The organism is Acidimicrobiia bacterium, from assembly GCA_016650365.1.
Lineage (GTDB): Bacteria > Actinomycetota > Acidimicrobiia > Spongiisociales > JAENVV01 > JAENVV01.
In genome coordinates this window covers 1-18,548 of the sequence record JAENVV010000110.1, presented here as the reverse complement: position 1 = coordinate 18,548, position 18,548 = coordinate 1, and the positions used below count along the sequence as shown (strand labels likewise).

At 60.4% G+C, this 18,548-nt stretch carries 22 protein-coding genes; 14 read left to right on the top strand and 8 right to left on the bottom strand.

From position 1 onward, the window contains the following. A partial coding sequence (locus JJE47_06715; GenBank protein MBK5267115.1) for a DNA-3-methyladenine glycosylase 2 family protein occupies positions 1 to 515 on the bottom strand: 515 nt, incomplete at its 3' end. Between the two features lie 238 nt (positions 516 to 753). After that, positions 754 to 1,233 (bottom strand): PaaI family thioesterase, encoded by a 480-nt coding sequence (locus tag JJE47_06710; GenBank protein ID MBK5267114.1) that lies wholly within the window; start codon positions 1,231 to 1,233, stop codon positions 754 to 756. 34 nt (positions 1,234 to 1,267) lie between these two features. On the opposite strand from JJE47_06710, the gene JJE47_06705 reads away from it, so the two are divergent. Then, positions 1,268 to 1,612, top strand: coding sequence for a nitroreductase family deazaflavin-dependent oxidoreductase (locus JJE47_06705; protein MBK5267113.1), 345 nt, complete (start codon positions 1,268 to 1,270; stop codon positions 1,610 to 1,612). 22 nt (positions 1,613 to 1,634) lie between these two features. Here the strand turns inward: JJE47_06705 and JJE47_06700 are convergent, their stop codons facing one another. Both JJE47_06700 and JJE47_06695 read right to left on the bottom strand, forming a co-directional pair. After that, positions 1,635 to 1,889: an NrdH-redoxin gene (locus tag JJE47_06700; GenBank protein MBK5267112.1), complete on the bottom strand. Its 255-nt coding sequence runs from the start codon at positions 1,887 to 1,889 to the stop codon at positions 1,635 to 1,637. Between the two features lie 9 nt (positions 1,890 to 1,898). Then, positions 1,899 to 2,597 (bottom strand): hypothetical protein, encoded by a 699-nt coding sequence (locus JJE47_06695; protein ID MBK5267111.1) that lies wholly within the window; start codon positions 2,595 to 2,597, stop codon positions 1,899 to 1,901. Positions 2,598 to 2,687: 90 nt separating this feature from the next. Here JJE47_06695 and metG point away from each other — a divergent pair, with 90 nt between their 5' ends. Genes metG through JJE47_06665 form a run of 6 tightly spaced genes read left to right on the top strand, consistent with a single transcriptional unit; the run spans position 2,688 to position 8,045 of the window. Further along, on the top strand, positions 2,688 to 4,343 hold the full coding sequence (gene metG / locus JJE47_06690; protein ID MBK5267110.1) for a methionine--tRNA ligase: 1,656 nt from the start codon (positions 2,688 to 2,690) through the stop codon (positions 4,341 to 4,343). 42 nt (positions 4,344 to 4,385) lie between these two features. Continuing rightward, a complete protein-coding gene (locus JJE47_06685; protein ID MBK5267109.1) occupies positions 4,386 to 4,577 on the top strand; it encodes a hypothetical protein in 192 nt (63 codons plus the stop codon). Positions 4,578 to 4,589: 12 nt separating this feature from the next. Then, a complete protein-coding gene (locus JJE47_06680) occupies positions 4,590 to 5,507 on the top strand; it encodes an ABC transporter ATP-binding protein (protein MBK5267108.1) in 918 nt (305 codons plus the stop codon). Further along, a complete protein-coding gene (locus JJE47_06675; protein MBK5267107.1) occupies positions 5,504 to 6,382 on the top strand; it encodes a hypothetical protein in 879 nt (292 codons plus the stop codon). The genes JJE47_06680 and JJE47_06675 overlap by 4 nt, the downstream gene beginning before the upstream one ends. After that, positions 6,379 to 7,308: an ABC transporter ATP-binding protein gene (locus JJE47_06670; GenBank protein MBK5267106.1), complete on the top strand. Its 930-nt coding sequence runs from the start codon at positions 6,379 to 6,381 to the stop codon at positions 7,306 to 7,308. The genes JJE47_06675 and JJE47_06670 overlap by 4 nt, the downstream gene beginning before the upstream one ends. Continuing rightward, entirely contained in the window at positions 7,305 to 8,045 is a 741-nt protein-coding gene (locus JJE47_06665) for an ABC transporter permease subunit (protein ID MBK5267105.1), read from the top strand. The genes JJE47_06670 and JJE47_06665 overlap by 4 nt, the downstream gene beginning before the upstream one ends. 58 nt (positions 8,046 to 8,103) lie before the next feature. Here JJE47_06665 and sodN read toward each other — a convergent pair whose 3' ends face one another. Further along, complete coding sequence (gene sodN / locus JJE47_06660) at positions 8,104 to 8,520, bottom strand: superoxide dismutase, Ni (protein ID MBK5267104.1); 417 nt, start codon at positions 8,518 to 8,520, stop codon at positions 8,104 to 8,106. Between the two features lie 64 nt (positions 8,521 to 8,584). Between sodN and lepB the strand changes: the two genes are divergently transcribed. Beyond that, the gene (gene lepB, locus JJE47_06655; protein MBK5267103.1) at positions 8,585 to 8,995 is read left to right on the top strand and encodes a signal peptidase I; all 411 of its coding nucleotides are present in this window, start codon (positions 8,585 to 8,587) and stop codon (positions 8,993 to 8,995) included. Positions 8,996 to 8,999: 4 nt separating this feature from the next. Here the strand turns inward: lepB and JJE47_06650 are convergent, their stop codons facing one another. Next, a complete protein-coding gene (locus JJE47_06650) occupies positions 9,000 to 9,365 on the bottom strand; it encodes a hypothetical protein (protein ID MBK5267102.1) in 366 nt (121 codons plus the stop codon). 427 nt (positions 9,366 to 9,792) lie between these two features. Here JJE47_06650 and JJE47_06645 point away from each other — a divergent pair, with 427 nt between their 5' ends. After that, positions 9,793 to 10,848 (top strand): DUF3048 domain-containing protein, encoded by a 1,056-nt coding sequence (locus tag JJE47_06645; protein MBK5267101.1) that lies wholly within the window; start codon positions 9,793 to 9,795, stop codon positions 10,846 to 10,848. After that, positions 10,845 to 12,182 (top strand): amidase, encoded by a 1,338-nt coding sequence (locus tag JJE47_06640; GenBank protein ID MBK5267100.1) that lies wholly within the window; start codon positions 10,845 to 10,847, stop codon positions 12,180 to 12,182. Before JJE47_06645 ends, JJE47_06640 begins: the two co-directional genes overlap by 4 nt. Positions 12,183 to 12,189: 7 nt before the next feature. Here the strand turns inward: JJE47_06640 and JJE47_06635 are convergent, their stop codons facing one another. After that, entirely contained in the window at positions 12,190 to 13,278 is a 1,089-nt protein-coding gene (locus JJE47_06635; protein ID MBK5267099.1) for a hypothetical protein, read from the bottom strand. Between the two features lie 317 nt (positions 13,279 to 13,595). On the opposite strand from JJE47_06635, the gene JJE47_06630 reads away from it, so the two are divergent. Beyond that, positions 13,596 to 15,455, top strand: coding sequence for a 2-oxoacid:acceptor oxidoreductase subunit alpha (locus JJE47_06630; GenBank protein ID MBK5267098.1), 1,860 nt, complete (start codon positions 13,596 to 13,598; stop codon positions 15,453 to 15,455). Then, positions 15,456 to 16,463, top strand: coding sequence for a 2-oxoacid:ferredoxin oxidoreductase subunit beta (locus JJE47_06625; protein MBK5267097.1), 1,008 nt, complete (start codon positions 15,456 to 15,458; stop codon positions 16,461 to 16,463). It begins immediately after the preceding gene. Between the two features lie 47 nt (positions 16,464 to 16,510). Here the strand turns inward: JJE47_06625 and deoD are convergent, their stop codons facing one another. Further along, complete coding sequence (gene deoD, locus JJE47_06620; protein ID MBK5267096.1) at positions 16,511 to 17,227, bottom strand: purine-nucleoside phosphorylase; 717 nt, start codon at positions 17,225 to 17,227, stop codon at positions 16,511 to 16,513. 97 nt (positions 17,228 to 17,324) lie between these two features. On the opposite strand from deoD, the gene JJE47_06615 reads away from it, so the two are divergent. Further along, on the top strand, positions 17,325 to 17,627 hold the full coding sequence (locus JJE47_06615) for an antibiotic biosynthesis monooxygenase (protein MBK5267095.1): 303 nt from the start codon (positions 17,325 to 17,327) through the stop codon (positions 17,625 to 17,627). Between the two features lie 147 nt (positions 17,628 to 17,774). Continuing rightward, complete coding sequence (locus JJE47_06610) at positions 17,775 to 18,224, top strand: DUF952 domain-containing protein (protein ID MBK5267094.1); 450 nt, start codon at positions 17,775 to 17,777, stop codon at positions 18,222 to 18,224. Positions 18,225 to 18,548: the final 324 nt, after the last annotated feature.

Genomic DNA, 18,548 nt, shown 5'->3' with positions numbered 1-18,548 from the left:
CCGGCCAGATTCCAGGCGACGGTGTTCGGGATGTGATAGTCGCCGACAGGTACGGCGTCTGTGTCACCGAGCGCCACGCCGGCCACCAGTGCGGCCGTCCATGGACCAACGCCCCTAAACGCCTGCAACACCCGATAGGCTGCGGGGATCGGGTCCTCGGTCAGCCGTTCCAGACGTCTGTACCGCGCCGCCACACCGCGTATGGTGTCGGCCCTTTTCTTCTCGATGTCGAACCGGTGATACTCGTAGTAGGGGAGCTCGGCGAGACAGTCATCGGTTGGTAACAGCCAGGTCTCGCGCGGCCCGGGGGCACGTTCGCCGTGGGCACGAGCCAACCCCCGCATCGACCGGACGGCACCGCGCGCCGTCACCTTTTGCCCGATGATCGCCGGAATCAACGCTTCCATTACCCGGTCGGTCCGACCCCAGTGAGCGCCGACCGAACGCCGGTTAAGCTCTCGGAGAATCCGATCCTGTGGCTTGAACAAACCCGGGTCGTCGTCAAAACCCAGCATGCGCCGGGTCCGTTCACCAAGCCAGCCCGAACCGGGACCCCACAATGTGCAAACGACCTTATTGTCGATCTGCTCGAACCGGATAGTACCGGGACCGTCAGGAGTACGGCTCGATTTCATAACCGTCAAAAAAGTGCTTTCGAGCTGCCCCCGGTACAAAGACGCCTTCAGGGACCCGAGGGTCCTGGTCAGACTGAACCCGGCGGGCGTTTCCAGCTCCAACCGCTCGTCCGGTTGCTCAACCAAGATCGGTGAATTCTTCGGTGGGACGCCCGACCTTGTACACAACCGTGCCGAAGGCCACCTGCTCGGCGGCCTCATTGAAGACCTCTACCTGGCAGTACACGACGGACCGTCCCCGCCGGGTTACCCAACCCTCGCCAATGATGTCGGATTTGATTACCGGACCCGTGTAGTTGACTGCCAGATTGATGGTGGCCAAGCGACGCCGCTCGGTATACGACGAGAGAATCGCAGGCACCACAACGCTGTCAATCATCGTGGCAATCACTCCGCCGTGCATCACTCCCTGCGGCTGGATCAGCTCTGGCTCCCTCCATGGCAGCCGCATGCGGCAGTAGTCGACCCGCACGTCTTCGACTTGCAGCCCCACGAACCTGGGAAAGTAGTCGGTGTCCCACCTGGCATATCCCATCCAAAGATCACGAACCGGCGGCGGAAGCGGTTCAAAACGAGCTGCGTTCGGGGCGACTTCCATGGATCAAGAGCGTAGCGGCTAGTACTGTCACAGGATGTCTCCTGATAATCTGGCCAGGCACCTGACGATCGACTTCACCACGATCGGACGGCGCTCGGGACTAGCGCGCCGCATCGAAATCTGGTGGTTCCGGGTCGACGGACACTTCTACATCACCGGAACCGGAGGACGGCGTGACTGGCTCGCCAATGTCCGGGCGAACCCGGCCGGCATCGTGCATGTCGGAGATCTCGACATCCCGGTTCTCGCACAGGAGGTCGCGGACCCCACGGAACGCCGGCGAGTACTGTCGGACCAACAGCTGGCCTGGTACTCATCCCAGGAAGAACTCGACCAACTCGTCACGCAAGCCCCGATGATCAAACTGTCTTTCGCCTGACGAACCTCTGACAGGTCGGGAGTTACGGAGACAGTCCGAGCTTGGCGGACAGGTCAAGATCGGATGGTTCGGTCAGATGACTCCCATCCGGGAATACGATGGTCGGGATTGATCGCAAACCGTTGTTGCGTCGGACAACTTCCTCTACGAGAGCTGGATGCTCTTCGAGGTCGACATAGGCGTAGTCAACCCCGTGTTTCTCCAACAGCGCCTTTGATCGCCGGCAGTCACCACACCATGCGGTTCCATAAAAGAGGATCGGGTCCTGCTTCTCCATAGCGACAGATTACCCCGTACCTGCGACAGGCCCGGGAGCCAGAATCGTGGACCGCTTCCCGGCCGTAAGCCGATAGCCGGCCCAAATGAGGCTGACGGCGGTCAGCACGGTGACGGTGAACAACTCCTGGGAACCCGTGGCATCAATCACAGATCTCTGGGCAGCTGCCACGAACGTACCGGCGACGATCAACAGGTTTCCTGCAACGAGGGCCCTGGATCGCCTCCAGAAACGAAACACGGAGGCGAGACCCGCCACGATCAGCAACGTGGCTCCGATTCCAGACCCAATCGCCACCAGGATGGTGATCCCACCGGAGGCGAATATTTCACTTCCCCTAGGAAGGATCTCATCGGGAATCGGACCCATGGCGGCAGGCAGAACGAGGAGTACCCCCATCAGGGTGAACGGCAAGAGCAGACCAAGCATCAGTTTTCCCCACCGTTGACCGCCCACGAGGTACACCGAGCCCAGGGCGAGGAATGGGACGTTGAGAACCCCGCCAAACAGATAGAACGTCTTGTAAATGGCATCGGTCCAACCGATGGCAATGGATAGAAACGAGGCGAACGCTGCGAGGGCAAACATGGTCATTCCTGCCGCATAGGCAGCGGTATGCGGGCGGGGCTTGGCGGCGGCTGATCGAATCAGATCGTAAGCAAACCAAGCAGCGATGAGCGAAGAAACTGCCGACAGAACAATGGCCATTGTGGGGAAGGCTAGCCAGCATTTAACTGCCATCGAACAGGCCATGGGGACTTCTGCGCGAGGGGCCCGGTGCGCTACCCTTCTCCGACTATGAGTGACGCTCGCCACATTCTGGTAGCGGTGGCCTGGCCATACGCCAGCGGTCCCCGCCATCTTGGCCATCTGGCCGGGGCCTATCTTCCTGCCGACATCTTCGCTCGTTACCATCGGACCGCCGGTAACCGGGTCCTCATGGTCTCTGGAAGCGATGTCCACGGAACTCCGATCACGGTCCGGGCCGAAGACGAAGGGGTCACCCCGCAAGAGATCGTCGACCGCTATCACAGCCAGTTTCTCGAGCACTGGCGGACGATCGGTATCTCCTGGGACCTTTACACGACCACCGGAACCGAAAATCATGCCGAGGTGGCTCAGGACGTCTTCCTGAAGCTCCTCGAAAACGGTTTCATGGAGGAAAAGACCACCGACCAGTTCTTCGACGAGGACGCCGGTCGATTCCTTCCTGATCGCTATGTCGAAGGAACCTGCCCTCACTGCGGATACACCGACGCTCGGGGAGATCAGTGTGACAACTGCGGGCGTACCCTCGATCCTGAGGATCTCATCGACCCGAGATCGAAGCTGACCGGCACCAAGCCACAACTGCGCTCAACCGACCACTACTTCCTCAAACTGTCTGCGCTGCAGCAGCCGGTCGCTGATTGGCTCGCCACCCGCCAGGGGTGGCGCAAACACGTCATCAACTGGGCTCAGAGCTTCGTCAATGACGGCCTGCACGATCGCGCCATTACCCGGGACCTCGACTGGGGAATCCGGGTGCCCCTGGACAACGTCGGGCCCGAGAAGCGCATCTACGTCTGGTTCGAAGCGGTGATCGGATACTTGTCGGCCGCCAAAGAGTGGTCGAAGCGGGTAGGTGCACCCGAAGCCTGGCGACTCTGGTGGGAGGACCCGGAAGCCGAAACGTACTACTTCGTCGGCAAAGACAACATCCCTTTCCACGCGGTCATGTGGCCGGCCATGTTGCTCGGATACGGTGGCTTGAACCTCCCGACCGATGTGCCCGCCAACCAGTACATCACGTTTTCTGGAGAGCAGGCATCCACCAGTCGCGGCGTTGGCAAGTCGATCAGCTACTACACCGACCGCATGGAACCCGACGCTCTCCGGTACGCGCTCGCCTCGAACCTGCCTGAACAAAACGACACCGACCTGACAGAAGCCGAGCTCGACCGGGCGATCAATCAAGAGCTCATCTCGACCTGGGGCAACCTCGTCAACCGGGTGCTCAATATGACGTGGAAGAACTTCGACGCCAGGATTCCCCAGCCGGGCCGGCTGACCGAGCTTGACCGGAACCTGCTCGACTCCATCGACGCGGCACTGGTGACGGCCGCCCGACAGATTGAAGCCGTTGAATTGCGAGCAGGTCTGCGAACCATGATGGATGCCGCTGCCGATGTGAACGTCTACCTCAACGCCACCGAGCCATGGAAGCTCGCCAAAAATGATCTTGAGCGTACGGCCACCGTCCTCCACACCGCCTTGTCAGCCATCAACGGAATCAAAACCGGTCTTTACCCCTATCTTCCGTTCTCAAGCGAAGACATCCACCATTGGCTGGGACAACCCGGGACGGTGCGCGACGCCGGATGGATCCGAACCGTCGTGACCCCTGGCGCGACGCTCGTCAAACCAGAACCGATGTTCCGGCGCTCGGAACTGATAGCTCCCGAAGACGACTGAAATATTCGGAACTTAACCATGCGTTTCCGTGTCAGACAGACCATGAAGACCAAACGATGGGGGCGACTAGTCGGCGGTACCGCTCTGGTTGGAGCCGGAATCGCCTCGCTCGTCATACCCGTATTGCCAGGAGTCGTAATGGTGGGTGCCGGCTTGGGCGTTCTCGCCCCCGAGGTCCCCGCCGCCCAACGGGCTATCGACCGGATGCGCTCCCTTCGCAAGCAGGCCGTGTAGCTTTACTCCTTCATGCCACTGTTCTCCGTCGACAATCTCACCCATGATTACGGAGACGTTCAGGCGCTGACAGATATCTCGCTGGAGGTGCCTGACGGTGCGATCGGTCTCGTTGGGGCCAACGGAGCCGGCAAGTCGACCCTTATCAAGATCCTCCTCGGTCTTCTCACACCGACTTCTGGCGACGTCCAGGTACTCGGACAAGATGTCAGAACCCATATCCGCCAAGCCAGAGCCCGGGTTGGATACATGCCAGAGGGCGACTGCCTTCCCATTGACCAATCAGCCTCTGATTTTGTCGCGTACTCCGCAGAGCTGGCCGGGGTTCCTGCCAAAGCGGCCAGACGGAGAGCATCCGAGTCCCTAGCCCTGGTTGGAATCGGCGAGGAGCGGTTCCGATACCTCAAGGACTTCTCAACCGGCATGTTCCAGCGGGTGAAGCTTGCCCAGGCGATCGTCCACGATCCCAAAGTGGTATTCCTCGACGAACCCACCGCCGGGCTCGACCCCGAGGGGCGAGAACAAATGCTTGATCTCGTCAACCGGTTGGCCGAATACGAGATCAGCGTCATCTTTTCAACCCACATCCTCAGCGACATCGAACGGACCTGCGACTGGGTGGTCCTCCTCGACAACGGGCGGGTGAAGCGCAACGGCGCCCTCGACCGCCTCGGCAGCCACGGGATCGTGCAAATCGAACTCATCGACGACCCCCAGCCAACCGCCGACCTTCTGCGAGGTCGTGGCCTGACGGTCACCGTCGACGGTTTCCGAATGTCGATACCGGCCGCCGAAGGGGTCACGACCCTGGTTCGCGACGCTTTCGCCGAAAGCGGAGCGGGCATCAGATCCATGACCGAAACCCAGATCACCCTTGAAGAAGCCTTCTTCGAGGTGGGACCTGCCCTCCCGCCGCCGGTGCCGACATGAGCGAACAAGCGATCATTGTCGATCGTGGTTACCGCCCGTACGAGGGGCCGCGCGGCACGCTCCGCTCGTCCATGTGGGCCATCGTCAAGGACGGCTACCGCCGGGCACTTGGCCTAAGACGTCGAGCCTGGTCCAAGGTCATGCCGTGGGGCTTGATCGCCCTCATGTTGATGATCACCATGGTCGTGATCGCCGTCGCCTGGTTCGCAGGCGATCTCATTCCCGACCTCCCGAGTTACGCCGAATACTTCGATCTGACAAGCCAACTTGGCCTGCTGTTTGTTGCCCTGACCGGTCCGCTGCTGCTGGTACCCGACCGGGTGAACGGCGTCCTGGCGGTCTATATGTCCCGGCCGCTCCGAATGTCCGACTACCTGCTCGCCAAAACCGCCGCCCTGGTGAGCTTGATGCTCACGTTCTATCTGGTTCCCCAAACCATATTGCACCTCGGTTTGGCAGCCCTTTCAGACGATGGCTTTTTCACCTATCTCGGTGCCAACCTCGATGTGCTTTGGAAGGTGCCAGTGGTGGCTCTGGCCTACATCGCCACGCACGGATCCATCGCCTTTGCGGTATCAGCCTTTTTGGGCCGATCAGGCCTCGCATCGGGGCTCTACCTTGGATTCATCATCATCACCAACAACGTGGCCGGACTTATCGTCAGCGTGGCCACCTTCCCGGGAGCCAAGTACGCCGCTCTATTCGCCCTCGAACAGCACCCACGCTACTTCCGGGACTGGGTATTCGGCACCAACGCAGGATTCCTCATCATGGAAGAAGCCGGATTCGACGCCTGGGTTTCCCTGGTTTGTATCGTGGCGATCGTCGCCTTGTCATCGCTGGTCGTGTGGCGCCAGTATCGGAAACTGCCATGACCATCCCCGACACAACGACTGTTTCCGTTGAAAACGTATCGAAGTGGTTCGGTCAAAAGGTGGCCGTATCAGAGATCACCAGTGCCTTCGGGCCAGGAGTCACCGGGCTGCTTGGACCGAATGGAGCCGGAAAGACGACTCTGCTCCGCATGATGACTGGCCTGGTCCGCCCTTCTGAGGGTCGCATCACCATCGAAGGCATCAACCCCCACGATGACTACCGGGCGCTAAACGCCGTGGGGTTCGTGGCTGAAGATGAGGCGGTCTACAAGCACCTCACCGCCCGCAAATTTGTCCGGTTCAACGCAGTTCTCGCCGGGGCTGCCGATCCCGATGGTGACACCGAACAAGTGATCGAATTGGTCGACCTGCAAGGTGCCGCCGACCGTCCGGTCGGAGGGTTCTCCAAAGGTATGCGGCAACGCACCAAAGTGGCGGCCGCGTTGGTCCATCGACCACGTGTGCTGTTGCTCGACGAGCCGCTGAATGGAGCCGACCCGGTGCAGCGCTCCCACCTCATCGACCTCTTCAAGACCCTGGGCACTCGTGGCTACACCGTGATCGTCTCTTCACATGTTCTTCACGAGGTGGAGCGTATGGCAGATCGAATCATTGCCATTACCGACGGTCGATTGGCCGCCTCGGGCGATGTGCGCTCGCTGCGCGCCCTGATGACGGACATTCCTCAAACGATTCGGATCGACGCCGACAAACCGCGGATATTGGCGGCAGCCCTGATCAGCACGCCATACGCGTCCGGGGTCAAACTGGAAAAAGACACCATTCATGTTGAGGCGGCGGATCCGGCCGGCCTCGCCAGAGCCATCGCTCGCCTGGCCAAACAACACGACGTGATCGTGAGCCGGATACAACCAGAGGACGAGTCCCTTGAGAGTGTGTTCAGCTACCTGGTACACCGCCGATGACGAGGATCGTCAGGCCCGGAGCGGCCATCTTCCTCAACATCCTCAGGCGACTCATGCAGAGGCGCATCGCCATCCTCCTCGCGTTCGCCACTGCCGCCCACGCGCTGTTGATGCTGACCTTCGATCTGACCGAACGTAGCTTCTCTGAGGTAACCGTTGGGCTTTTCCTGGCCGTGGCCCTTCCGGTGACCGGCCTCATCACCGCCGGGGCGGCTCTCGGGGACGAACGAACCGAAAACACGATGCCGTATCTACTTGTCAAACCAATCCCGCGTTGGTTGGTTGCGGTATCTTCCCTACTCGCGTCGGTGGTCACGGTGATGGCCGTATCGACACTCGGAATTCTGCTCGCATGGTGGTTGGGGGCCAGGGCGACCGGCGACAATGGCATCGGTTGGCCAATGCTGGTTGCCATGGTCATCATCACCGTCGGGTACTCGGCGGTGTTCGTGCCGATTGGCCTCATCGCACGCCGCTCGACCCTGATCGGCCTGGCGTACATCCTGATTTGGGAAGGGATCATCGCCCGGGTCGTCAACGGCGTGGCAGCTTCATCCATCTGGAGAATCGGCCTGACCGCCTACGCCGATCTTGGCGGCGACTTGCCTCGAGACGTCGACGACCTGCTTGCCACGCTGACACCGGGTACCGGCGGCGCCGTGGTCAAAGTTCTGGTACTGACGGCCATTTCCATTGCGGGCACGACGTGGCTACTTCGCAAGCAGGATATGGCCTGACCCGCATAACGAGTGATGGCCGCTCGAAGCGGCCATCACTCACCATTGAACGACCGAGCTATGCGGGTGGGTAGACGCCCATCCCCTTCGCTTTGTCGGTCTGCCAGAAGATCGCGGAAATTTCGTCGATCAGAGCCACGAGCTTTTCTCCATCGGCCGGGTCGACTGACTTCTTGGCAGCTCCTGCGGCCCGGATGGCCCGCCAGAAGAGGTCGTGAAGCTGAGGGAACTGCTCAACGTGCTCGGGACCGAAGAAGTCGGCCCACAGAACCATCAGGTCGTGTTTGCATACCTCGGCGCGCTCTTCTTTGATGGCGAGCGCCCTGGCCCGGAAAACCTCATCCGTGCTGTCCTGATATTTCTGAGCCGATTTGAGGACCGACAGAGCTTCGATCTTGGCCTGGGCCGGATCGTAAACACCGCAGAACAGATCACAATGGGCGTGCGCCGTAGTGGCAGGTTTGAAGATTCTCATAAGTCCTCCGTCGTTTGGAATGTCGACTCCGACCCTACACCCCTGACGAACTAGCGTGAACATCATGCTGAAACGGTTCACCATTGCCCACTCGTCGATGACGCCGTCATTACTCCCGGGCGACGCCATCGTGGCATTTCGGACGACTCGACCCCCTGGCCGGGGTGCCATCATCGTGTTCGAAGCCGAAAACGGACTATTTGTTGTCAAACGGGTCCTGGCTCTCGGCGGGGAAACCATCGGCGCCTCCGGGGGGGTCGTCTCGATCAACGGAGCGTCACTCGACAGTTGGGCGGTCGGCCTCACCTCCCCTTTTGACGCCACCATCGTGCCTGACGGGCATGTCTGGGTCATGGGCGACCGTCGTGAACTGTCAACCGAAGACAGCCGCACCCTGGGCCCGATTCCTGTGCCGACCTGGTGGAGGGCGACGTTCCGCTACCACCCGATCTCACGCCTGGCGTGGCTCCAGTAGGAAGTCAGTCGAACTTGCCCTGAGATCGGGCTTCGTGCCAACGGCGCCACCGATCTTCAAGGGCAGGTTGAGCATTTGTCAGATTGGCCAGCGCCGCATCGAGCGAATCCATCCGATGGGTGAAACCGACCATCCACACTCCCCACCGGTTGGCGGTCGGAGGCGCCATCATCAAGATATAAGGCTCGCTGCTCATCCGCCACTCGAGGCCGGCCCGGCTCCCGTCAGGCGCCTGAATGAATCCGTCGCCGGTGTCGAGGTTCTTGTGGCGCAGGAAATCCGTGATCGTTCCGAGGATGAAACCTGAAACCTCAACTTCGGGCAGTAGCTGGAATCCGTAATATGGCTGGGCACCGGCAGGTGGGGCCATGAAGGCCGGCTCCCCCGCTCGACTTGATATAGCGTCAAGGTCAATAGCAAGATGAGCGGTAAGATCGCTGAGGTCAGGAGCTTCGGTTTCCACCCCGCTGCGGCGGTTGAAAAGTCTCGAAAACACCCCTTTTTGGTTTTTCATGTGGGATGGTGTGTGTCGGTTAACGGGCACGCGGAGTGTGCGGAGTGTATAGAGGCTGCCGATCGCAACCAAGTTATCCGTGGAGGACAACAGATGAGACAGACCCGATGAACTGCGCCTGGTGCCAAAGCCAGATGGGTTATGTGCACGGACACGCCGCCTGTCTGGATGGATCCTGCCCGATGTTCGGCCTCAACCAAGCCGAATGCTGCGACGGAGAGACTGCGGCACCATGCCCGGCGCCAAACTCCCAAACCGCCGCCCGATCAAAGGTCGTTACCCGATGAAACGCTTAATCCCTCTTTCTCTTGCACTCAGCTTGCTCTTCGTGGCCTGCGGGTCCAACGCTGAAGAAACGACCACCACATCGACCACCACAACGGTTGTCGCTACGACGTCCACAACGACGACGAGCACTTCGACTACGACGACCACCACGCTTCCTCCTGGCCCAACTTCACCACTCACAGGTCTCGAAAGCGTCAACCCGGATCTCCTTGACCGGCGCGTGGTGGCCATCAAGATCGATAACCATGCCAATGCCCGACCCCAATCAGGTCTCGAAACCGCAGCAGCCGTGTACGAGCTCCCGGTCGAGGCAAGTTTGACCCGATTCATCGCTCTGTTCCACGACCAGGACAGCCCCTACGTTGGGCCCAACCGGTCTGGCCGCCCAACCGACCCGACCCTGGTGGCGCCCCTGGGAGCCACGTTTGTGATCTCCGGTGCCCAGTCCTGGGTACAGGGGGTACTCAACAAATACGACATCAACTGGTTTGGCGAGATCCGGGGACCCTCATTCCGAATTTCGAGCCGGCGAGCGCCGCACAACCTCTACGTCAACACCGAGCTGGTCAGAACCGAGGCGGACCGACGTGGGTTTGATGACGTTCCGCCCCCGGATATGTTCACTTGGGGGGAGTTCCCGGCTAACGCAGAAGCGGCTACCGAGATGTTTTTCGACTGGTCCTCAACCACTAAAGTCACGTGGACCTGGAACGGATCTGGCTACGAACGCAGTACCGGCGGAGCCACCCAGGACTGGGTTTCCCAGGACGGGGAAACCCAACAACCGATTGAAATGGACACGCTGATCGTGCTGTACGCCCGCCAATACACGGCTTCCGGGTCAACGGGCTCGGCTGTCCCGGCCATGGAGACTGTCGGAACCGGACTCGCCCAGGTGTTCTCGGGCGGAAAAGTCGTTCAAGGCACCTGGACCCGCGCTTCTGCCGACGAACTCTTCGTCTTGACCGCCGAAGATGGCAGCATCCTGGAGGTCCCGCCAGGTCGGCCATGGATCAACATCTTCCCCGACAACCGAACGGTCACCTGGTGACCGCCCGATCAATAGCCGCCGACGTACTCTCCGGCTCGCCGGCCCGTCCAGCCATCGAGTCGGCCCTCGGCAAGGCTCACGCTGACCAGCTGAACGCATTTATTTCGATCGACGATTCGGTGGTGGAGACGATCCCGGCGAGCGGTCCGCTAGCCGGGGTCCCGATCGCCATCAAAGACATCATCCACCAGTCCGGCCACACAACCACCTGCGGTTCGTCGTTCTACCGGTATGAAGCCACCGAGTCGGCAACCGTCGTTCAGCGGCTGGAAGCGGCCGGGGCGGTCATCATTGGCCGGACGGGCCTGCACGAGTTCGCGTTCGGCTTTTCGTCGGAAAACCCCTGGTACGGACCGGTGCTCAATCCTTGGAACACCAAGACCTCCCCGGGGGGATCTTCCGGCGGCAGCGCCGCGGCCGTGGCCGCCGGTATCGTCCCGATCTCCCTCGGAACCGACACCGGCGGCTCCGTCCGGGTTCCTGCCGCTCTGTGCGGCATCTACGGACTCAAATCGACCCACGGTCGCATCCCGATCACGGGGGTGTTTCCACTCATCGAGTCCCTCGATACCGTCGGCTCGTTCGCAACCAACATCGGCGATCTGGCCACTGCCTACCGGGTCCTGGCAGGCTATGACCCGCTCGATCCGTGGTCCGTACCCGATTCAGCCGCACTCACCAGGCCGATCTCACGACTCGGTGGGCTCCGGGTCGGGATCCCCCAACCCTGGGTCGAAACCGCGCCCATGGAAGATGAGGTTCGACGTAGCTTCGAACACACCCTCGAATCTCTCGAGCATATTGGCGCCACGGTGATCGAGGTCCGGAACCCATTCTTCTCGATGCCCGGGATGATCGGCCCCACGTTGGCAGCCGAGGTCAGCGTGCTCCACGGCGACTGGATGCGAGATCCTGACAAGGCCTATGGCGAGGACGTCGTGGACCGGATCAACGCCGCCATGGAGACACCGCTGAGCGACATCGTCGCTGCCAACCGCTGGAGATCAGCTCTCACAAACACCTTCCTGGCCACATTCGACCAGGTTGATGTCCTCGTCACCCCGACCGTCCCCGCCCGCACCAAGCACATCGGCGACGACATCATGCGTTTCGACGGGCAGGAACACTTCTACCGAAGGGTCTTTTCGTGGTTTTCGGCCCTCGTGAACCATGCGGGCTTGCCGGCTCTGGCTGCCCCGCTGATCGGCCCGGGCTCGCCGCCCCCATCGATCCAGATCATTGGACCTCCCTGGTCAGAAGACCGCCTCCTGGAGATCGGCCAGCGACTCGAGGATCACAACATTGTCGGCTTCCGCGCTCCCACCCAGGGCTAGTTGCCCATTACGGGTTGCAAGCGAGCACGTCAACGTCGATAGGTCCGAACCCATCATCCTCGAAGGAAACCAACGACACCTGGCCTTCTACGTCGCCCGGCCATGGCAGCGTCTCCCCCCAGAAGCCATCACGGTCGATCCGAAACTCACCGAACTCGCCATCGAAGGACCCAACCCACGAGTAGAAGTAGTTACCGGCCACACCCGGTTCTCCTTCCACGCCGAGGGTTAGTTCCCATTCGTCAGCGTTTATGCAAGCGGCCTCGGCTGTCACGATGATCAGGGGCGCCTGAGCGCAGACCGGTATCTCAAGGAAGCTGATCGGCGAAGACTCGCCAGAGGAAGCCGTTGCATTGACGGTAACCCGGCCCAAGCGATCACCAAGGCCGATGCTGCCCGATCCCTCGGCGACCGGGCCATCAAATGTTTCGGCGTAGATCAGCTCACCACCGATGTCCGTAACGAAGACCGTCACATCGCCGCCTGCCCCGATCCCTGGCGAAGCCAGGACCGTGTACTCGACGACAGGTTCGCCACCTTCGAAACAAAAGGCGACTGCGTCGATTTCCAGAATCGTGTCCGGGACGACCGTTTCGCAAACGCCTGCTTTGACGGGGATTTCGATTCTCTCCCCCAAATCATCCGAGATCACAACTCGTCCAGGGCCGGGCACTTCCTTCGAGAAAGAGAATTCGACCGGCTCCGATCCGAGCGCGGCATTGAAAAGCTCAGCCCCGGAGCTTCCCCAGGCGAGCACACCGTTGACGGTACTACCCGGCTCGCCTGTGACAGTGACGGTGATGTCGTGCTGGTCGGGCCCGCTCCCGAATGAGTAGCAAACCACCTCGGCGCTTACCTCCAACAGGGCTGTGGCTACGGTCGTAGTCGTGGTAGTAGAAGGCACCACCGTGGAGTCGGAGGTTTGGACGGACGGCGGGGTGGTCGACGTGGGCTCGGCTGACCCACCGCAGGCGATCAGAAGCACCAGTGTCAAGGCCCCCCAGCGCTTCGACTCACCGATCCGTTGGCCGAGACTCTTGTTGGGATCGCGGTACAAGAGACTGGTTTTGAGGCTTTGAAAGGGTGAATTGGGCACCCTGAACCTTACCGTAGGTCGAAAGCCTGCATGCGGATTCAGCCGGGGCCAAGGCGTCTTGTCAAACCCGACATCGCGGTAGAGCCTGAAGGAGAGTCGGCTCGGCTTCAAGAACAAACACCGGAAGTCCTGGTCATCCCGGAAAGCCGGTAGATGTGACTTGGCACCGCAACGAATATCAAAAGGTTTCCAGGTGGCTTCCCGATAACGACTAGACAACCTGCCAGAGTGGGTAACCTGGCGGGGTGCATCTCGGGTAGGAGCCAGGTCCACCTTCCTCCTCCCGCGTCAAAGCCAGCAAAACAAAAAAGGATGGAATCGTGTCTACCACGATCGAAGACGTAGAGCCAGAGTTCCTCGACAAAGTGATCATTCGGTTCGCCGGTGACTCTGGAGACGGCATGCAATTGGCGGGGAACCGCTTCACAGATGCCTCAGCCGCTTTTGGTAACGACCTGGCGACTTTTCCCAGTTTCCCCGCTGAAATCCGCGCCCCGGCCGGGACGCTGCCGGGGGTTTCCTCTTTCCAGGTTCAGATTGCCGATTTCGACATCCTGACCGCCGGGGACGAACCGGATGTGCTGGTGGCCATGAATCCGGCCGCCCTCAAGTCCAACCTGGCGGACCTCCGCCCAATGGGTACCATAGTTATCAACACAGAAGCGTTCGAAGAACGCAACCTGGCCAAGGCCGGTTACGAAACCAACCCGTTGACCGATGGCTCACTGGATGGATACAAAGTCATTGAAGCGCCGATGGAATCCCTTACCAAAGAAGCCGTCAAGGACACGGGCGTTTCGGGACGCGATGTACTTCGCTCGAAGAATATGTTCGCACTGGGTCTCATGGCCTGGTTGTACAGCCGACCGCTTGAACCAACCACCCAATGGATCGAAGCCAAATTTGGCAAGAAGCCCGAAGTCGCAGCCGCCAATATCGCCACACTCAAAGCGGGCTACAACTTCGGGCTGACCACCGAGGCGACTATGAACTCGGCGGTTTCCGTCAAGCCGGCAAAACTGCCACCCGGCGAGTACACGACCATTTCCGGCAACCTGTCGCTCGCCTGGGGATTGATCGCCGGTGCGAAGGCCGCCGGGCTTCCGCTCTTTTATGGTTCGTACCCGATCACCCCGGCATCGGATATTCTTCACGAATTGTCCCGCCACAAGAATTTCGGCGTGCGTACCTTCCAGGCCGAGGATGAGATTGCCGCAATCTCGGCCAGTATTGGCGCGGCGTTCGGCGGCCATTTGGCCGTGACCGGAACGAGTGGTCCTGGTCTCGCGCTGAAATCGGAAGCGTTGTCGCTGGCGATGATGACCGAACTGCCACTCATCGTCATCAATGTGCAACGAGGCGGACCATCAACCGGTCTGCCGACCAAGCCCGAACAGTCCGATCTGCTGTTCGCCATGTACGGTCGCCACGGCGAGTCTCCCCTGCCGATCGTGGCTGCCAGCTCGCCGTCAGATGCCTATGATGCGGCTATTGAGGCCATCCGAATCGCCTTGAAATACATGACACCGGTCCTGCTGCTCTCGGACAATAGTGTGGCAACCGGGTCGGAACCCTGGCGTCTTCCCGAACGGGATTCGCTGCCTGATTTCACGGTGCGGTTCGCCACGAAACCCAACGGTCCGGCGGGAGAGTTCCTGCCATATGTGCGTGACCCGCTCACCTTCGCCCGCCAGTGGGCGGTACCGGGAACTCCCGGTCTCGAACACCGTATCGGTGGCCTCGAGAAGGAAGAGGTCTCCGGCAACGTGTCATACAACCCGGCGAACCACCAGCTCATGACAGACACCCGGGCCTGGAAGGTTGCAAATATCGCCAATGACATCCCGCCGGTCGCAGTCGACGACCCCGACGGTGCCAGGACCCTGGTGATCGGCTGGGGCTCGACCCTCCCGGTCATCAAGGCGGCCGTACGGCGGGTCCGAAACGACGGCAAGCCCGTCGCTCACGTCCACTTGCGACATCTCAACCCCTTCCCGGCGAACCTGGGCGAAGTGCTCAGATCCTATGAACGGGTGCTCGTACCTGAACTGAACAACGGTCAGTTGATTCGATTACTCCGAGCCGAGTATCTCGTCGATGCGGTCGGACTGAACAAAGTATCCGCCTTGCCTTTCAAGGTTACCGAGATCGAAACGAAAATCCGGGAGATGATCTAAATGACGACGATCGAATATACCCGGGGCGATTTCCAGTCGGACCAAGAGGTTCGCTGGTGCCCTGGCTGCGGCGACTACACGATCCTCGCCTCGGTTCAAAAGTTCATGGCAGCGTCGGGCATCGTCAAAGAGAACGCCGTATTCATCTCGGGAATTGGGTGCGCGGCCCGGTTCCCCTATTACATGTCGACCTATGGCATGCATTCGATCCACGGTCGAGCGCCGGCGGTGGCCACCGGTTTAGCGACTGCCCGCCCCGATCTATCGGTGTGGGTGGTCGGTGGCGATGGCGACATGATGTCCATCGGCGGCAATCACTTGATTCATGCGCTCCGTCGCAACGTGAACATCAAGATCCTTATGTTCAATAACCAGATCTATGGTCTTACCAAAGGCCAATACTCGCCAACGTCCGAAGTCGGGAAAAGAACCAAGTCTTCACCGATGGGCTCGATCGATTACCCGTTCAATCCAATGTCCTTGGCGTTGGGAGCCGAAGCGACGTTTGCAGCCCGCACCCTCGACATGGACACCAAGCACACCGTTGAAATCCTGGAGGCTGCTTACGCTCACCAGGGGTCGGCGTTTGTCGAGATCTACCAAAACTGCAACGTCTTCAACGACAAGGCATTCATCGCCTTGACCGGTAAAGAAGACCGCGATAGCAACCGTATCTATCTCGAGCACGGCAAGCCGATTCGGTTCGGTCAGGACATGGAAAAGGCAGTGATCTTCCACAACGGTGAAGCGACGATCGTCGATGCTGCGTCGGTGGATGAAACGGCCATCCTCGTCCACGATCAGACCAATATGACCATGGCGTTCGCCCTAAGTCGTCTCAGTCACTCTCCGACGGGACCCACCCCCCTGGGCATCATTCGCAGCGACGACTCTCGTCCGACGTATGACGACGGAGTCAGCGCTCAGCTTGCCAGTGCCAAGGCCACCAAAGGCGAGGGAAACATCGACGACCTGATCCGGTCCTTGGGGACCTGGACGGTTAAGTAAACCGACTATTTGAAGGGGACGGACCCCGGTCCGTCCCCGATGGGTTCCTACCCTCGATCTCGACTGAGGGCATCGAGGGCGACGCTGATCATGTCACCAAAGGTCGACTGGCGTTCTTCACTCGTCGTCGCTTCACCGGTGCGAATGTGGTCGGAGACCGTTGCGATCGTCAGAGCTCTGGCACCATACTCGGCTGCCACGCCATAGAGACCGGCGGCCTCCATCTCAACCGCCATTACGTTCATGTTCTCAAGCGTATCCCACACATGGGACGTCGGGTTGTAGAACAGGTCGGCCGAGTGAACATTGCCAACATGGACCGTTTTGCCGGCTGCCTCAGCCGCATCGACCGCGGCCCTGGCGAGCTCAAAATCAGCCGTGGCTGCGAAGTCCCAGCCTCCGTATCGGGCACGGTTTACGGCCGAATCGGTGCAAGCTCCGATAGCGATGACAATGTCACGGATGTTGACCCTGGTCGATATGGCCCCGCAGCTGCCAACCCGAACCAGGCGTTTGACGTCATAATCCTTGATCAGCTCGGTCGCATAAATCGATGCCGATGGAATGCCCATGCCAGTCCCCATCACCGAGACCGGAACCCCGTTGTACGTTCCTGTGAAACCGAGCATGTTCCGTACGGCATTGACCTGCACGGCATCTTCAAGAAAGTTCTCGGCGATGAACTGGGCGCGGAGCGGATCGCCCGGTAGTAGAACGGCCTCTGCGAAAGCGCCCTTTTCAGCAGAAATGTGGGGGGTTGGCATGGTCTTCTAGCTCCCTGTACAACGGCAAGCAGTAAAGGGTAGTCGCTCCCGAATGCCGGCGGGTCTTACCGTGCGACCCTGCGATAGGATGGGCATCATGTCTGACATCGTTCTGTTCGCAAGAATCATCGCCAAACCCGGATCTGGGGAAGAAATGGCCGAAGCCCTAACGGGCCTCGTCGCAGCTTCCGAAGAGGAGCCCGGCCTGCGGGTATATGCCGCCCATCGACAGGACAACGACCCAGCGACCTTCTGGTTCTACGAGGTCTACGACGACGAAGACGCCCTATCGGTCCATGCTCGCGGACCCCGTATGACCGAAGCTCGCGGCAAGGTGCGGGAATTCGGAGCGGCGGCTCCCGAGGTCTTCCGGGTCACTCCACTCGCAAATAAAGAGTAGAACATGGTTACCGGGCTCCCCAACCTTGGCCCGAAATCAGCAGAAGTTCTGTCACTCGCCGGCATCATGAACGAGGCGCAGCTCGACGAATTGGGTCCGGTCCGTTCCTACGTGCGATGTGTGCTGGCAGGCAACGTCTCGAAGCTCATGTTGTATGCCCTGCTCGGGGCGGAACTTCACCTGCCATGGAACGAGGTCCCGGCCGACATCAAACAAGCTGCCCTCGATGAATCGGCTGCCCGGCTCCGCGCACACGAAGAAGGGCTATTGCACATCGTGTCAAGCACCGACTGGGCAGCGGTCGATGACCAGTACGTTCCGGATTCGTTAGCCAGCGAAGGGTTCATCCATTGCTCCACCCGTCGGAGCATCCTCGGTCCCGCCAATGCCCTCTACACCGGGCAATCGGGCCTGGTCGTTCTCGCCATCGAAGCCGACCAGATCGAACACCCCATTTTGTTCGAGGACAGCTACGGCGCCGGTATCGAATACCCCCACATCTACGGTCCCTTGCCAAAAGATGCCGTAGTTGGCGTATGGGACTTCCCCCCGGAACCTGACGGCCGCTTTCGCCTGCCAGGGCCCTTGAGCGCCTAAGGTCCTCGCCGCACCGCAGCATCCGGACTCCCCGACAACCCATCCGCCGACCATCAGGGGCACCTGGCAGCTGATCCCAATCTGGCCAGTTGACCACGTAACACCTCAGTCCCGGCACCCGGACCGCCTCGCGATGCGGAATCACGTTTTCGTCACAGTCATGCGATACGTTTTGGCCCGGTGCTGATGAGCGATCTGGAGATGCACTGTGTATGCCATGTTGCAGACCGGTGAACGAGTCACCATGGATCGGGAAACGTACGAGTCGCTCGGCGCCGAAGTACGCGGCGAGTACGTCGATGGCGAACTTCGACGTACTCTCGG

Bases quoted from the DNA above. Each gene is read 5' to 3' on its own strand.
- JJE47_06665 (MBK5267105.1), top strand. From the start codon at position 7,305: ATGACGAGGATCGTCAGGCCCGGAGCGGCCATCTTCCTCAACATCCTC.
- deoD (MBK5267096.1), bottom strand. From the start codon at position 17,227: ATGCCAACCCCCCACATTTCTGCTGAAAAGGGCGCTTTCGCAGAGGCC.
- JJE47_06625 (MBK5267097.1), top strand. From the start codon at position 15,456: ATGACGACGATCGAATATACCCGGGGCGATTTCCAGTCGGACCAAGAG.
- JJE47_06710 (MBK5267114.1), bottom strand. From the start codon at position 1,233: ATGGAAGTCGCCCCGAACGCAGCTCGTTTTGAACCGCTTCCGCCGCCG.
- JJE47_06650 (MBK5267102.1), bottom strand. From the start codon at position 9,365: ATGGCCCCACCTGCCGGTGCCCAGCCATATTACGGATTCCAGCTACTG.
- JJE47_06695 (MBK5267111.1), bottom strand. From the start codon at position 2,597: ATGGCCATTGTTCTGTCGGCAGTTTCTTCGCTCATCGCTGCTTGGTTT.
- JJE47_06615 (MBK5267095.1), top strand. From the start codon at position 17,325: ATGTCTGACATCGTTCTGTTCGCAAGAATCATCGCCAAACCCGGATCT.
- JJE47_06705 (MBK5267113.1), top strand. From the start codon at position 1,268: ATGTCTCCTGATAATCTGGCCAGGCACCTGACGATCGACTTCACCACG.
- JJE47_06675 (MBK5267107.1), top strand. From the start codon at position 5,504: ATGAGCGAACAAGCGATCATTGTCGATCGTGGTTACCGCCCGTACGAG.
- JJE47_06645 (MBK5267101.1), top strand. From the start codon at position 9,793: ATGAAACGCTTAATCCCTCTTTCTCTTGCACTCAGCTTGCTCTTCGTG.
- JJE47_06680 (MBK5267108.1), top strand. From the start codon at position 4,590: ATGCCACTGTTCTCCGTCGACAATCTCACCCATGATTACGGAGACGTT.
- metG (MBK5267110.1), top strand. From the start codon at position 2,688: ATGAGTGACGCTCGCCACATTCTGGTAGCGGTGGCCTGGCCATACGCC.
- lepB (MBK5267103.1), top strand. From the start codon at position 8,585: ATGCTGAAACGGTTCACCATTGCCCACTCGTCGATGACGCCGTCATTA.
- JJE47_06610 (MBK5267094.1), top strand. From the start codon at position 17,775: ATGTTGTATGCCCTGCTCGGGGCGGAACTTCACCTGCCATGGAACGAG.
- JJE47_06670 (MBK5267106.1), top strand. From the start codon at position 6,379: ATGACCATCCCCGACACAACGACTGTTTCCGTTGAAAACGTATCGAAG.
- JJE47_06685 (MBK5267109.1), top strand. From the start codon at position 4,386: ATGAAGACCAAACGATGGGGGCGACTAGTCGGCGGTACCGCTCTGGTT.
- sodN (MBK5267104.1), bottom strand. From the start codon at position 8,520: ATGAGAATCTTCAAACCTGCCACTACGGCGCACGCCCATTGTGATCTG.
- JJE47_06700 (MBK5267112.1), bottom strand. From the start codon at position 1,889: ATGGAGAAGCAGGACCCGATCCTCTTTTATGGAACCGCATGGTGTGGT.